The 14,685-nt window shown below is 39.7% G+C and carries 13 protein-coding genes; 9 read left to right on the top strand and 4 right to left on the bottom strand.

All coding sequences use genetic code 11. From position 1 onward, the window contains the following. Positions 1-15: 15 nt before the first annotated feature. Genes ACU8V8_RS10630 through ACU8V8_RS10620 form a run of 3 tightly spaced genes read left to right on the top strand, consistent with a single transcriptional unit; the run spans position 16 to position 5,521 of the window. Positions 16-2,286, top strand: a complete 2,271-nt coding sequence (locus ACU8V8_RS10630) for an NAD-binding protein (RefSeq protein ID WP_446887453.1) — start codon at positions 16-18, stop codon at positions 2,284-2,286. A 2-nt stretch (positions 2,287-2,288) separates the two neighbouring features. Continuing rightward, positions 2,289-4,730 (top strand): toll/interleukin-1 receptor domain-containing protein, encoded by a 2,442-nt coding sequence (locus tag ACU8V8_RS10625; protein WP_446887452.1) that lies wholly within the window; start codon positions 2,289-2,291, stop codon positions 4,728-4,730. Then, a complete protein-coding gene (locus ACU8V8_RS10620) occupies positions 4,727-5,521 on the top strand; it encodes a hypothetical protein (protein WP_446887451.1) in 795 nt (264 codons plus the stop codon). Before ACU8V8_RS10625 ends, ACU8V8_RS10620 begins: the two co-directional genes overlap by 4 nt. A 12-nt stretch (positions 5,522-5,533) precedes the next feature. Here the strand turns inward: ACU8V8_RS10620 and ACU8V8_RS10615 are convergent, their stop codons facing one another. Together ACU8V8_RS10615 and smrB are read right to left on the bottom strand one after the other, a co-directional pair. After that, the gene (locus ACU8V8_RS10615; protein ID WP_446887450.1) at positions 5,534-6,457 is read right to left on the bottom strand and encodes an AEC family transporter; all 924 of its coding nucleotides are present in this window, start codon (positions 6,455-6,457) and stop codon (positions 5,534-5,536) included. A gap of 48 nt (positions 6,458-6,505) precedes the next feature. After that, positions 6,506-7,033 carry an endonuclease SmrB gene (gene smrB, locus ACU8V8_RS10610; RefSeq protein WP_446889623.1) on the bottom strand — a complete coding sequence of 176 codons (528 nt, stop codon included), beginning with the start codon at positions 7,031-7,033 and terminating at the stop codon, positions 6,506-6,508. A gap of 165 nt (positions 7,034-7,198) precedes the next feature. On the opposite strand from smrB, the gene prmB reads away from it, so the two are divergent. From prmB to ACU8V8_RS10595, 3 genes are all read left to right on the top strand, one after another. Next, positions 7,199-8,134, top strand: coding sequence for a 50S ribosomal protein L3 N(5)-glutamine methyltransferase (gene prmB / locus ACU8V8_RS10605; protein ID WP_446887449.1), 936 nt, complete (start codon positions 7,199-7,201; stop codon positions 8,132-8,134). A gap of 66 nt (positions 8,135-8,200) precedes the next feature. After that, positions 8,201-9,298 carry a chorismate synthase gene (gene aroC / locus ACU8V8_RS10600; protein ID WP_446887448.1) on the top strand — a complete coding sequence of 366 codons (1,098 nt, stop codon included), beginning with the start codon at positions 8,201-8,203 and terminating at the stop codon, positions 9,296-9,298. 86 nt (positions 9,299-9,384) lie between these two features. Continuing rightward, positions 9,385-10,035 (top strand): glutathione S-transferase family protein, encoded by a 651-nt coding sequence (locus tag ACU8V8_RS10595; RefSeq protein ID WP_446887447.1) that lies wholly within the window; start codon positions 9,385-9,387, stop codon positions 10,033-10,035. 50 nt (positions 10,036-10,085) lie between these two features. Here the strand turns inward: ACU8V8_RS10595 and ACU8V8_RS10590 are convergent, their stop codons facing one another. Then, positions 10,086-11,474, bottom strand: coding sequence for a spermidine synthase (locus ACU8V8_RS10590; RefSeq protein WP_446887446.1), 1,389 nt, complete (start codon positions 11,472-11,474; stop codon positions 10,086-10,088). Positions 11,475-11,579: 105 nt separating this feature from the next. Further along, a complete protein-coding gene (locus ACU8V8_RS10585) occupies positions 11,580-12,086 on the bottom strand; it encodes a hypothetical protein (protein ID WP_446887445.1) in 507 nt (168 codons plus the stop codon). A gap of 129 nt (positions 12,087-12,215) precedes the next feature. Here ACU8V8_RS10585 and ACU8V8_RS10580 point away from each other — a divergent pair, with 129 nt between their 5' ends. Genes ACU8V8_RS10580 through ACU8V8_RS10570 form a run of 3 tightly spaced genes read left to right on the top strand, consistent with a single transcriptional unit; the run spans position 12,216 to position 14,637 of the window. After that, entirely contained in the window at positions 12,216-12,401 is a 186-nt protein-coding gene (locus ACU8V8_RS10580) for a winged helix-turn-helix domain-containing protein (protein WP_446889671.1), read from the top strand. Then, positions 12,313-14,217 carry a winged helix-turn-helix domain-containing protein gene (locus ACU8V8_RS10575; RefSeq protein WP_446889622.1) on the top strand — a complete coding sequence of 635 codons (1,905 nt, stop codon included), beginning with the start codon at positions 12,313-12,315 and terminating at the stop codon, positions 14,215-14,217. The genes ACU8V8_RS10580 and ACU8V8_RS10575 overlap by 89 nt, the downstream gene beginning before the upstream one ends. A 51-nt stretch (positions 14,218-14,268) precedes the next feature. Next, positions 14,269-14,637 (top strand): DUF4112 domain-containing protein, encoded by a 369-nt coding sequence (locus tag ACU8V8_RS10570; RefSeq protein WP_446887444.1) that lies wholly within the window; start codon positions 14,269-14,271, stop codon positions 14,635-14,637. Positions 14,638-14,685 lie beyond the last annotated feature (48 nt).

Raw genomic sequence — 14,685 nt, 5'->3', positions numbered from 1 at the left:
AATAATTTAGGTGTTATGGATACTGAAAAAAAATCGAGTTTGTTTCTATTTGGTTTATTTATTTTCATCATGCTGGTTGGCTTACTCGGGCTGTCACTTACCCCCAAATGGAATGAACCGTTAGCAAACAATATATACGCTATAGCTGGGTTATTCGCCTTTAGTGGAGACTGGACACAAGATCTTCATAAAACTCAACATATGAATATTTTTATTGAGTTTGCACGTTTTGCAGCCCCCCTAACCACGGCTTTAATTTTCTTTGTATTGATTTTTGATGGTGCAAAACAATTATTGGCATTTTTATTACGTCCGCGTAATGGTTTTGAGTTGGTCATAGGCCTTGGTAATAAAGGCTCTGCTATTGCCGTGTCGGCGCTTGAGCAAGGTAAAAAAGTAATAGCGATAGAGCATCAAAGTCAAAATAGTAATATTGCACTGTTAAAACGCCGAGGTGCGATTGTTTTCAATGGTGAAATCAATCTAAAGGTGGTTAAAAAGTTAAATGTACGGCATGCGAAAAATATATTTTTTTGCTGTGGTGATGACAATAAAAATATCGCCATAGCAGAGCAAGTGCTCCCTTATTTAAATGCTGTTGAAGGCGAAAACTCTCCTCAGGTTTTTGTACATTTACATAGCCGAGTATTGGCTGATAAATTAAATCAATTACCGCGCTTTATGAGTAACACTCAAACTGAATTGCGATTTTGGCGCAAAAGCCAAATTTTAGCGGAACACTTATTACAGCGTTATCCAATACAGCCTTATGCCAATATTCAAGGTGTATCGCGGGCGCATATTATTATCTTTGGCTGTAATGATAATGCGCTAGATTTAGCACGAACGATAGCCAAAAATGCAATTTATAAGAGTTTACAAACGCCAACGATTACGTTCATTACTGATAAGCCGAATGGCAGCTTAAAAGCTGAGTTTGCTGCTATTGCCGCAGCAACACAGTTGCAGGTCATTGATGAAGATGTTGCTCAGTTAGTTGCTGAGCAGCAACGTCTTGCAATGTTACTCAAAGATGTAACACAAGTATATGTATTTGAAAATGAAAGCTTAAATAGCTTTGAAGTGGCATTGGCGCTACGAAACGCAATGTTCAACCATTGCTTGTTTATGGCACCGATTATTTATGCCACTGATCATGCTGAAATTGGTGATAGTCCCGCGCGGCAAAATCAAAAAATTCCAGATAATTTATATGCTTTCAATAACAATAGTAAAGACATCAATATCAGTGCTATTACCCAACCGCTTGGCAGTTTAATAGCAAAACGCACTCATGAGCACAGTTATTTGGCCAGCAACAATGACGACAGCCAGCCTACCTCATGGCAAGCATTGCCATATAGCTTAAAAGAAGCAAACCGTGCGTTTGCTTTGAGTTGGGATAACAAACTCGCAGCAATTGGCGCACGATTTTGCACAACGGCTCAGGGAATTGAAATCAACGCCAGTGAGCTTACTCTTATGTCGGCTATGGAGCACACGCGTTGGTGTGCTGAGCGCAGCATTGATGGTTGGCAATTTAATGATGTGCGGTCTAACTTAACCAAGCAGCATCCATTATTAAAACCGTGGCGTGAACTCAATACTCTGCAACAGCAAGGTAACAATGATTTTTTTACAAGTACTGTAACCGACCTACAAACCATGGCTAATAGCAGTGAATTTGAGTTTGGCTTGCAACGAGTAAGAACAATTGCAGTAACAGGGCATCGCTTTAATGATTTAGCGACGTCAAAATACAGCGAGTTGGTAGCCTCGATTGATGCTACCTTATTGCAAATTAAACAACGATACCCAAATGATCATTTTCAATTTGTTAGTGGCTTGGCTCAAGGAGCTGATCGGTTGGTTGTTGAGCGCGCCAAAATTATTTTGGGTGCCCCATTTATAGCGTTACTGCCAATGGCTTATGAGCTCTATAAAATGGATTTTGATAATGACACTAATGAATTTGAACAATTCATTGCAAAATCACTTTGGTATAGCGAGATCCCACCTGTGTATCAGCATGTTGCTGATATGGAAGAGGCAACTAATCCTGCTCGTGCTAATCAATATGCTGCATTAGGTGCACATTTAGTGGCTATTGCGGATGATTTAATTGCAGTATGGGATGGCAACGCTGGAAGAGGTTTAGGCGGCACCGCTGATGTTGTTGATTGGTGGAAAAATAAAGTTCCAGAAGAGTTTGCAGTGAGCTACCCGCTAAAACCGCAAACAGCGAAGGGTGATTTGTATATTGTTGACTTTGTAAGAGGTACTTAAATATGAGTGAGTCACAGTTAACTCATCAATATTTAGCATTTATTTCGTATCGTCATGCAGACAATAAACAAACAGGGCGTCAATGGGCAACCTGGTTACACCAAGCAATTGAAACCTATGAAATACCTAAAGATTTAGTTGGCCAAAAGAATGCTCGAGGGGATGTAATCCCAGAACGGATCTTTCCTATTTTTCGTGATGAAGAAGAGCTCCCCGCAGATGCCGATTTAGCCAATGCGATTACCCGCGCACTTGATAATACCGGCTTGTTAATCGTGTTGTGTTCACCTAATGCGGTTGCTTCAACTTATGTAGCTGACGAAATTGATTACTTTAAAAAACTAGGTCGTTCGGATCAAATTATTGCAGCAATGATAGATGGCGAACCAAACGCAAGTTGGGATACCAGTAAACAAGAGCAGGGTTTTACCGCCAGTGATGAATGCTTTCCTAAGCCCTTACAATATGCATATGATGCTAACGGTCAGCCTACATCACAACTAGCTGAACCGTTGGCAGCAGATTTTAGGGTTAACCATGATGGGGTGCTTGAGCAGGGCTGGGCATCGATAGAAGCTTATCGACAGTATTTAAAAGCCTCAGGCTCAGTGTCGGCTAAAGTAATAAACGAACGAGTAACTCGTTATCAAGCTCAGCAGCAGCTAATGCTGTTAAAAATTATTGCTGGCATTATCGGAGTACCGCTGGGCGCATTAACAAAGCGCGATCAAGCTTACCAATTAGAGCTTGCTCAGCAAAAAGCCAAGCGCTTACGACAATGGTTAAGTGGTGTTGCCATCTTAGCTATTGTTGCAATTGCGGCAGGGATCATGGCTTTTTTTGCTCAACAACGAGCAGTAAAGAATGAACAATTAGCGACCGAGCAACGTGATGCGTCACTGTTAAATCAAAGTCGCTTTTTAATGGATCGAGCGCGCCAAGCGAATAGCAACGGCGAGCACGACCTTGCTTTGTTATTAGGTTTGAATGCGTTACCAGGTCATTATGGCGGGGAGCGGCCAATGCCTGATGATATTGGTCAAATAAGAACAGCAATTTATGCCACTAATAAGCGCTTTCACTATAAAGGGGCTGAAAATTTTTCTCAGGTTGAATTTAATGCAGAGCAAGGTTTGTTTGCTTTGAGTGATGGCAAGTTACAGTATTTGTCATATCACCCAATGGCTCAAGATAAAGTGATTGCCGCAGAGCAGGCGATTGTTGCTTTTGCACAAAGTGAAGATGCAACAAAATTAGTCACGGCGTCAAATAAAGGCCAACTCACTTTGTGGGATAGTAAATCATTAACTCAGCTAGCAACAACGAAGCTCAATGTAGATATAGCGCAGGTATTGATAAGTCCAGACGGGAGTATAGTTTACACCTTGTCTGCTATGAATCGCATCATTGCCTGGTCAGTGTCAGAGCAGAAAATTATTTTTGATCACACAACATCCAACAATTTTACTAATGATAAATTACTTCTAAGCTCCGATGGTAAATATCTCCTGATCTCTCCTGTTGCATTTGGTAAGGCCAGTATATTAAATGCGTTTACAGGGGACCTGATCCGACATATCGAATTAGATATCAGCTATGGGACGACGGGTAGCTTGGCAAGACAACTGCGCTTTACATCAGATAGTCGAGGTCTATTGATTTATGATAATAAGGGTACTCGAGTTGAAACGATAGTAACAGGAGAAATCCAAGGGGAAAGCTCAGGAATGCATGCGCTGACAGATAATTCAGGCGAATATATGTTTATCATGTCGAATTTTCAGCCTATTGTAAAAGATGCTACTAATGCTGAATTTATTCGAGGTTTACGAAAAGCGCCAGTCCTTTGGAATATTAAAACAAATACAGGCGGCCCATTGAGCCACTTTGGTGATGTAACTGATGCAGCCTTTACCAGTGATGGCACTATGTTATTGACCATATCTTATAACACAGTGAGGGTATGGGATGTAAAAACAGGCACAGAAATGACGACTTTTACATTGCAGGGCGCACCTAAGTTACAGCTGAAAAATAATTTATTACTCGGGGTGTCCAGTAAAGAAAAATCGATTGCGTTGTGGCAACTAGATAAAACTCAACCCCACTTTGTATTATCACCTGAGAGTAAAATATGGGGCAGCCAATTTAGTGCTGATGGCAAGCAACTTTTAACACCAAGCCATGAAAATGAACAGCGTTATTACCTAATAGATACCGGGAAAGGTGATATCCAGCAAACACTTACATTATGCAATTCAGCTAGACTAGCAGCTAATGCTTGGTCGAAAAGTGGTCGCTACTTAACTGTTAATTGTCAGTTTAACAGTACTAAGGTGTTTGATATAAAAAAGCTGACTACCTTAAGTTTGGTCAAGATAGCGATGATATTAATATCGCTAATATTGCACTCACAGCTAACGAAGCTCAGCTTGTCCTTTTGAAAAGTGATTGGCAAAGTAACACCCTGTCAAAATTTGATATAGAAAGTAAAGTTTTATTGGCTGAGTTTAAATTAGCGGATGATATTACGGTTGATAAACTTATAGTTAGTGAAACAGGCCTGTTTGCACTTACCACGAGCTATAATTCGGGTGGGCAAGTATATAACTTAAATACAGCCATGCAGATTGCCACAATAGATAAGTTGATCAACATTGGTAGTGGATTTTTTATCGAAGCGACGCAGCGGTTGATAGTGCAAAAGTCAAAACGTAGTTTGCTTATGTATGATCTCAACACTGGTGAGTTACTGAAACAATTGGAATTTGATTCTGACATTAAATCGTACAAATCACATCAACAACAATTTATTGTTGGTTTAAAAGATCAAGAATTAATCGTGTATGATAGCCAAAACGCACAGGAACAGCATCGCTTCAATACTTTAACCGAACCTAACAACTTAACGGCCACTGTGTCGAATAAGTACGTTATTTTAAATGGCAGCAAGCCGAGCATATATGAAGTTGCAACGGGAAAACTATTTTATCAAAGTGAGGATTATCACAATCAAGCATTGGCGTTTGATGAACAAAATGACCGTCTATTGCTGCTTTCAAATACGAATAAAGTATATACATTGCCAGCAATTAGCGAGGGTATCGCACAAGCGGCAATCAACGCTCTTCCCTATAAACGCCATTGTCTAACAAATAAAGAACGCGAAGAAAACTTTATTTCACCGTTAAAAAAACAACAGCAATTGAATAGAGATTGTCTGGGAATTAATTAACACACACGATGGCTACAAAAGCACCGATAACCAAAAACTAAAGCTAACTACACTTAATACAGTTGAAAGTACCACGGCACCTGCAAGCGTAACTTGATGCTTACCAATTTGGCTAGCAATGAGGTAGGCGTTTACTCCAACAGGAGAGGCGCTTAACAGTACCAACACATTTAAAATTTCTCTATCGAGTGAAAGTGCATAGCTGCCTATTAAAAACACCCCAGCAGGCAGTACAAAAATTTTCATTAATGACGCTATTAACGCCGGCTGCCAGTTAGCCGCGATTTTGTAAAATGCTAAATTAGCACCTAATACAAACAGCGCGCAGGCTATGGCAGGCGTTGCGAGCAGCTCTAAACTATTGGCTAAATTATCAAATAAGTGTATACCACTTATGTTGAGCAAAAGCCCACAACCTATGCTCAATACAATAGGGTTTAGCACCATACTCTTGATAAAGGTTGGCCATGAAAATGCGTGTTCACTGCCTTTTGCGCCTATCAAATACGTCAATGCGAATAATAATGTGCTATGAAAAGTAATAATCATAAACGCGATGGCTATCATATCTTTGCCTAATGAGGCTATCACGATTGGAATACCCACAAGTACCATGTTTGAATAACTTGACGCTAAGCCAAATACGCCGTGTTCTTGGTAATTTTTGTGCTTAGCCAGATAAAAACGGTCGATAATTATGCCGCTGGCGAACACCAATAACACCGGAATGTAAAAGCTCAAAAAAGCAGATAGACTAATACTTTGCTGTAAGTCGATACGGGACATATTTAATAACAAGAAGGCAGGTAAACTAACATAAAAAGTAAATTTGCTCAGTCCTGCGATGTGCTGTTGTTGAAAAAACTTTAACTTACAGCAGCTGTAACCAAGGGCAACAATAAATATCAGTGGAAAAATAATTGAAAAAATATGCACTGCTTTATTGCCTTAAATTTAAAGTGGTTGGAAAATCAAGGATGGTGTTTATCGTCTGAATAAATCATTTTGCGGTAAATTGATCAAAATAAGTACTGCGCCTTTACCACCGTATTCAAGGGGGGCTTGATGCATAGCTATTACATCGGGGTGTTGTACAAGGTATTGTGGTACTTTATGCCTGAGTATATGCCCACCAATACCATGAACAACGCAAGCACAGTAATAATGCTTTTTTTTGCATTCATGAATTAAGCCTGCTAACTCGTCTTTGGCAATTTCTTTATTTAAACCGTGTAAATCTAAGGTTAGATCAGGAATAAAATCCCCACGACGCAATTGCTTAGCTAAAAAGCGGTCTTGACCATCTTGCACATAATTAACTGTACCATTAGTGTCTATGTCTGGCACATATTCATCAGAAAAGAAAAATTCTGACTGTTGTTGCTTTTTTTGCTGGGCAAATTGCTTCGCTTGTGACACTTTAGGTTTATTAGCAAAACGATGGGTGTCTTGTTTAAATACACGGGCACCGTTAATACTTTGACGAAACAAGTCAATGTCGTCAGTGCTGATTTGGCTGTTTGAGTGAAGATCTTTTTCATAGCGGCAGTCTAAACAAAAAAATGCTAAAAATCGAGTAAAAACCGATGTTGAAACGAGTTACAATAGGGCAATCAAGAGGTTAATCTACCTCGATTGAATATACATTTTTTGAAAGTAAGCAGGCAGATAACACACATGAGCGAATTACTAATAGAAGAAGCAACCTTAGATGAAGCTGTTGCAGAACTTTCAACATTGCATGACTGGTTACGTTGGACGACTAGCCAGTTTGCCAGCAGTGGTATTTTCTTTGGCCACGGGACAGACAATGCATGGGATGAAGCGGTTAGCTTATTACTTCCTGCATTAAGTTTACCCATTGATGCGCCAAAAGAGTTAATGCATGCGCGGTTAACCAGTACTGAAAAAAACCGTTTAGCCGGTTTAATTGCAGAGCGAATTAACGATTTTACACCAGTCCCTTATTTAACAAATATTGCCTGGTTTGCAAATATGCCATTTTACGTTGATGAGCGCGTGCTAATTCCACGCTCGCCTTTTGCAGAGCTTATTAATAATCGTTTTACGCCGTGGTTAGAACAGCCTGAATCGGTAAACCGTATTTTAGATTTATGTACCGGCTCTGGCTGTATTGCAATTGCACTGGCACAAGTGTTTGATGAAGCACAAGTTGATGCGGTTGATATTTCTTATGAAGCGCTTGAAGTGGCTGATATTAATATTACCGACTATCAGCTAAACGACCGTGTACTACCCATTCAATCCGATGTATTTAGTGGTGTACCAGGACAAAAATACGACCTGATAGTTGCCAATCCGCCGTACGTTGATGCTGAAGACATGGCCGACTTACCGCGTGAGTTCCACCATGAGCCAGAGCTTGGCCTTGCATCAGGTCACGATGGCTTAGATGTTACTCGCACAATATTAAGTGAAGCGGCAGAACATCTAACTGATAACGGTTTGTTATTTGTCGAAGTGGGCAACTCTATGGTACACATGGATGCGCTGTATCCTGGTGCGCCGTTTGAATGGATTGAATTTGAACAAGGCGGCTTAGGTGTGTTTGTGATCAGCAAAAAGCAATTAATCGCTTATTTTGCTGACTAAAAAAGTTAAAAATTAAAGCCGAGCCCTAGGCTCGGTACTCAGTAGTCATTAGGAATGAGGAAAACAATGGCAGGTAATAGCATAGGGCAGTTGTTTAAAGTGTCCACCTTTGGCGAAAGCCATGGCGTCGCGTTAGGTGGTGTTGTCGATGGCACGCCCGCAGGTCTTGAAATCACAGAGGCCGACTTACAAATAGATTTAGACCGTCGTAAACCAGGGCAAAGCCGCTATACAACGCAGCGCCGTGAAGACGATCAAATAAAAATTCTTTCAGGCGTATTTGAAGGTAAAACCACCGGAACTAGCATTGGTTTACTAATTGAAAACACCGATCAACGCTCAAAAGATTACGGTAAAATTAAAGATGTATTTCGCCCCGGTCACGGTGATTACACATATTGGCATAAATATGGCCTGCGCGATTATCGCGGCGGTGGACGATCATCTGCCCGTGAAACCGCAATACGCGTAGCTGCAGGCAGCATTGCTAAAAAATACCTAAAACAATTTCATGGTATTGAAGTACGTGCATGTTTAAGCCAACTAGGGCCAATAAAAGCTGAGAACTATGATTGGGATGAAGTAGAAAACAACCTGTTTTTCTTTCCTGACGCCAGTAAAATTGAAGCATTAGACGAGTACATGCGAGATTTAAAAAAACAAGGTGACTCAGTAGGCGCTAAGGTTAAAGTCGTGGCTAAAAACGTCCCTGTAGGCCTAGGTGAACCTGTTTTTGACAGACTTGATGCAGAACTAGCACATTCACTGATGAGCATTAACGCAGTAAAAGGCGTTGAAATTGGTGATGGTTTTGATGTGGTTGAGCAAAAAGGTTCAGAGCATCGTGATGAGTTAACCCCTGATGGTTTTACCTCAAATCATGCCGGTGGCGTACTTGCGGGTATTTCCACAGGGCAAGATATTATTGCCTCTATTGCGCTCAAACCAACATCAAGTATTACAATACCTGGCAACAGCATTAATACAGAAAATGAAGCGGTTGAGATGATCACTAAAGGTCGTCACGACCCATGTGTTGGTATTCGTGCTATTCCCATTGCTGAGGCTATGATGGCGATTACGTTAATGGACCATTTACTACGCCAGCGCGGGCAAAACCCACATGTAAACCATGAGCATGGGCCGATAAACGGCTCGGTATAACTGATTAGGTTTTGATAAAATTAATTTTTGCTTTTCAAACGCGATTTTTATCGCGTTTTTTTTGTCGCTTTGTAAAAGGAAAATCAATGCAATTATTTATTGGCAATAAAAACTACTCTACATGGTCGCTCAGAGCATGGTATTTAATGAGTAAATTCAATGTTGAATTTACTGAGCAGCAACTAGTTTTAGATACACCAGAGTTTTATAGCGAACTGCAAAAACACTTTACAGTAGCAAAAGTACCTGCGTTGATAGATGGTGATTTACAGGTATGGGATTCGTTGGCTATTTGTGAATATATCAATGATGCTTATTTATCTAATGCAGCATGGCCAAAAGCAGTCGTTTTACGAGCACAAGCACGAAGTGTAAGTGCTGAAATGCATTCAGGGTTTATGGCGCTGCGTAATGAAATGCCAATGAATATACGCGCAACGCGAAAAGTAGAGTTATCTGATGCAGCTAAAAAAGACATTGCTCGCATCGATGAAATATTTTCCGCGCAACAAAAACGTTACCCTAACGGCTGGCTATTTGACGAGTTTAGTATTGCAGATGCTATGTTTGCGCCTGTTGTTTTACGTTTAAAAACATATCAAATTAGTTTATCCCCGTTAGCGCAGCAATACTGTGACACAGTAATGGCCTGCCCTGTACTGCAGCGCTGGATAACTGAATCAATGACCGAAACTGACATAGTTACCTGTGATGAAGTGGGCATTGATGTTAGTTAAATAATGAATGTTTATTAAAATATTTCGGGGCTGAGCCCCCTATGTTCGGTTTAAAATTTGATTAGTGGTAATGCGCTATTTTTTTGATCTGTCCAATGCACTAACTGAGTGCTTGGGTAGGATTTTATTGGCGATAATTCACTGATTTCTATGGCATCTAAAAACAGTTGATTGCTGGTTAATACAACCCATTCAGAGCCTAATGCAGTTAACTTGTTTGCACTATGCTTAAACTTGATTAATGCTTTATCAAAGTAAGCACTGTGTGCTTGGATCACTGGCAATAAATCTATATGGTTATTTGATATGTGGATGATTAAAATGCCATTTTTACTTAAACGTTGCCAGTAAAGCTCAAACGCTTCTTGAGTTAATAGGTGGGCGGGAATAACATCACTTGAAAATGCATCAATAACCAATGCGTTCATTAAAGGTGCATTACTTTTAAGCTCGTTTGCTAATGCGACTCTGCCATCACCAATGGTGACATTTATTTTGGCGGGGCTGTTTTTAAGATAATCAAAATACGTATTTGCCATTGTGTATACCGCGGGGTTTAGCTCATAAAAATGCACTGAATCGTGCTTATCAGCGAGGCTAGCCAACACCCCAGCACCTAAACCTACTACGCCCATGTTGAGCTTTTCTTGGCTTTTAAGTATCGCGAGTGACTTAGCGACGCCTGTGTGCTGATTATAGTAACTGCTAGCAACTACATTTTGACCAGGCAAGGGCTGCGAGCCATGTACCGTTGTGCCATCAATTAAGCGCCTTTGTGCAAGCTCAGGAGTATTGATATCTTTTACTGTGAGGTAACCATAAAAATTTCTCTGTGATGCAATGTTGTATTGATTAAAACTAAAATAAAGAACTAAATAGCAGCCACACCACAGAGCTGTAGCACTGATCAATAGCGTATTTATTTTTTTTAATTTAGCCAGATGAATGTACCCAATGAGAATAAGCAGCACAGCTAAACCGACGATATACTCGGTGATTTGTTCAAACAGCAGCGGGGCAAGTAACGTGGTAAATAAGCTGCCAAGCGCACCACCTAAAGCTATATACAAATAAAAATGTGTTAGTAATGTACCTTGTGGTGCGAGTTGTCTAAGTTCACCGTGGCAAATCATGCAGCCACTCAATAATATAAAGCTATAAATAATAATTTGTGTAATTGCATTAAATTGACTGCCTAAAAAGTACATTATTAGGCCTGCAAATGCGCTGAATATAAAAGCATACACCCAAACAGAACGGTTATAGTTGTTTTTGTTGGCAAACGCATAACTAAAACTACCTAAATAAATAGCAAGTGGCACCACCCATACAAGTGGCATAGGTGGGATGTTGGTGCTGATCATTTGTGTGGTCGCAATTAACATGATTGAGCTTGTTGCGGATAAAATAATCCAAAGCATATTTGGTTTTTTGACCATGGTTTGTACACGCGGTAACGCCGAGCAATTTTCTGTGCTGCTCTTGCTTAATAGTTTATAAGCTAAACAGATTAAGAGTATGCAGTAGATAAGTAGCCCTATTTGCTAGTAATGTTTTTGTTGCGACAATGAGAAAAACACCTCAAATATGATTGGGTAGCTCATTAAGGCTAATAAAGACCCAAGGTTAGAAACCGAATACCAATGATAGGGGACGGTATTTTTACCATGCTCAATGTACCATCGTTGCATAAGTACACTGGTCGCGCTTAGTAACATAAACACTAAGCCAATTTGATTTAGTAAGTTTGCCATTACTGACCAGTTAGGGGCTAAATTTAAATTAACGTGGAACTTGTTTAGGCTAATTAGGCTTGCTAAAACAACAAGCGAAATATGGATTACCATTTGTTTTTTTAGTGAATAGCGACTTAGAAAGTGTGCATAAAAGTAGCCAAGTAATAAAACAGTTTGATAAAAAAACAGACTAGCCGACCACACCGATGCGCCGCCTCCAAATCGAGGTAATAGCTCTTTAGATAGCATAGGCTGAATTTGAAATAGTAAAAAGGCGCTAACAAAAATGGTTAAGATAAATAAGATACGAAGCATGGATTTTAATTATTAATGAATCATGTGAGCAGCATTGCGGGTAACAGGTTAAGCAGCAATGGAATTAGCCTAGAATTTCTCTTAAGAAAACCTTAATATATGATTTATAATAATTTATTGGAGTAGCCAGTGGGCAAGTTTGTAATAGGGGAATTTGCTATTGATGTGAGCCGATGCAAAATATCATCAGCTAATACAGAGCAAGTCGTTGAACCTAAAGTCATGGATGTACTGCAATATTTGTATTCACATCGAGGTGTGGTGGTTAGCCAAGAGCAAATTTTTTTCAGCCGTATGGCCAAATGCGACATTTAGCCCAAGCTATGTGCAGCGTTGTATTGCATTGCTGAGAAAAGCATTGAGTGAAGACTCAAAAAATCCACGCTATATTATTACTCACCCAAAGCGGGGGTATAGCCTCGAAGTAGCTAAACCACAGTTAAATAAACCCAAGCGTATTTACTTATCAGCGTTGGTAATTTTAATCGTCACGTTTATTGGAATTGTAAATTGGCTTTACCCAGATACACCACAAGTAAAAACACACTTTACTAAATTGATGCCTATTTCTTCGAGTGAAGAAAATGAATCCAGCATCTCCTTATCACATAATGGTAAATATATTGCGTTTGTACGTGGTGATAAGTCAAACCAAACTATCTGGTTAAAAAACTTACGCTCAGGAAAAGAAGTTAAATTAACCCAAAAGCAATCAACCTATCACAGCCTAGGGTGGAGCAGCGACGACAGCGAAATCGCATTTGTGCACCAGCAAGATACCCAAACATTGGGATATTTCACCTTAGATAAACTGACATTACAACCTGCAAACTACAGAGAAATCTATACTTTTAAAGACTTTAAAGTGACGAGCCAGCAGTTAGAGTGGGCTAATGATAACCATATTTATTTTATTGAAAAACGTCAAAGCGATAACCATACTCAACTAAGTTCAATTGATTTAACAACGCAAGAAAAACGCGCCATTAAGTCATCCGTTGGGCAAGATTGGATGAAGTTGCAGGCATTATCACCGAGTCAGCAGGCTATTGCGCTTGCCTCTGAGGCAGGGCAAAATAAATACAGAATTGATTTGTTCGATGTTGCAACAAGTACAACGAAAACATTAGCGATTGTTGAAGATGCAGTACAAGGGTTGAGCTGGCACCCCGATGAACACCAATTATTGATTAGTAATAAGCATGAGCTCCAGCTATTAGATTTACAGGGTCAACTAACAGAGGTGGCGTTTAATAACTACCACATTATTAGAGATGCGCATTTTTCGCTGTCAGGCAACGACATATTAATGGAATTAGTTAAAGTTGATGTAGATATCATCCGCTCAACTCGTCAAGAACCAACGCAATTTGAAACGCTTGTAGATACCTCCTCAGTCGACTTTTTACCTGTTTACTCCCCTGATTCGTCTAAATTTGTATTTGAATCTCATCGGTTTGGTATAAAGCAGTTATTTTTGTATGAAAATGGCACGCAAACGCTGATTTTCTCTAATCCAAGCAATGAAGAACTATTTGGTATAGTCTGGTCAAAAGACGGTGAAGAAGTGATCACTGCCAGTAAAAATACACTCTTTAGAATTAATCTAAAAGAAGAAAGCTTTGTGAGTATTCCTCATTCTTATCATTCATTTTATCTACGAGAAATGTATCACCACGAAGACGCCATTTTAGTTTCTTATCGCGCTACAGACGGGGTTACTTTTCATCCTGCTAAATTTGACTTAGAGACGCTTGAATTAACACCTTATACTGGCTCTGGAGAGCGTTTGGCATGTTATGCAATGGATATAGATGAGCAGGATCAGGTTTACTTTTCTAATGAAAAACAAGTCTTTAGATTGAACAAAAACAAAGAGCTTGAAACTGTTTGGCAATCACCTGCAAAAGAGATAATCGGCTTGAACGCCGGAGTTACGAATATGACAGTAACACTTGCAGATAAGGACGGTTATGTGATGAATGAAATAGATCTTAAAACAGGTGGCAATAAAATAATATTCAACGGCAAAGATGATGGGAAAATGCTAATAAACGCATCCCATGATTTTCAGCAATTCCTTTATTTAACAGAGCCAAAAAGAACACGCACCTTAGTGCGCTTAAATTAACGACTTTAATAAAGAAGTACCCTAATTAAGGTGGTGAAGTGAGGTTGTACAATGAAGAACAACATAGAGCACCAAGCAACGTTAAAACGCTTAGAAAGATTTAGCCGGTTTACCGACAGCAGTATAGGTATTCCTTTTACTCGATTTAAATTTGGAGTTGAAGCGCTGATAGGAGTTATTCCCGGCATTGGAGATGCCGCCGGACTAATACTTTCAAGTTACGTACTTTTTGAGGCTCAGCGGCTTGGCGTTGGGTGGCGAATAAAATCTCGTATTATTTTAAATATGCAAATTGATTTTTTTGGTGGGTTAATCCCGTTTTTTGGCGATATTTTTGATGCGTTTTTTAAAGCGAATACGCGAAATACTCAGTTGTTAAAGCGCTATCTTGATGATCGAAGTAATATGGCAGAGACCTAAATTCCTCACTAAATATATCTAAGCAGTATAACGCAAGGCTTTTTTACT

Source organism: Pseudoalteromonas sp. SaAl2, from assembly GCF_052947895.1.
Note: the sequence above shows the minus strand (reverse complement) of the source record. Positions and strands in the feature narration are given on the sequence as shown.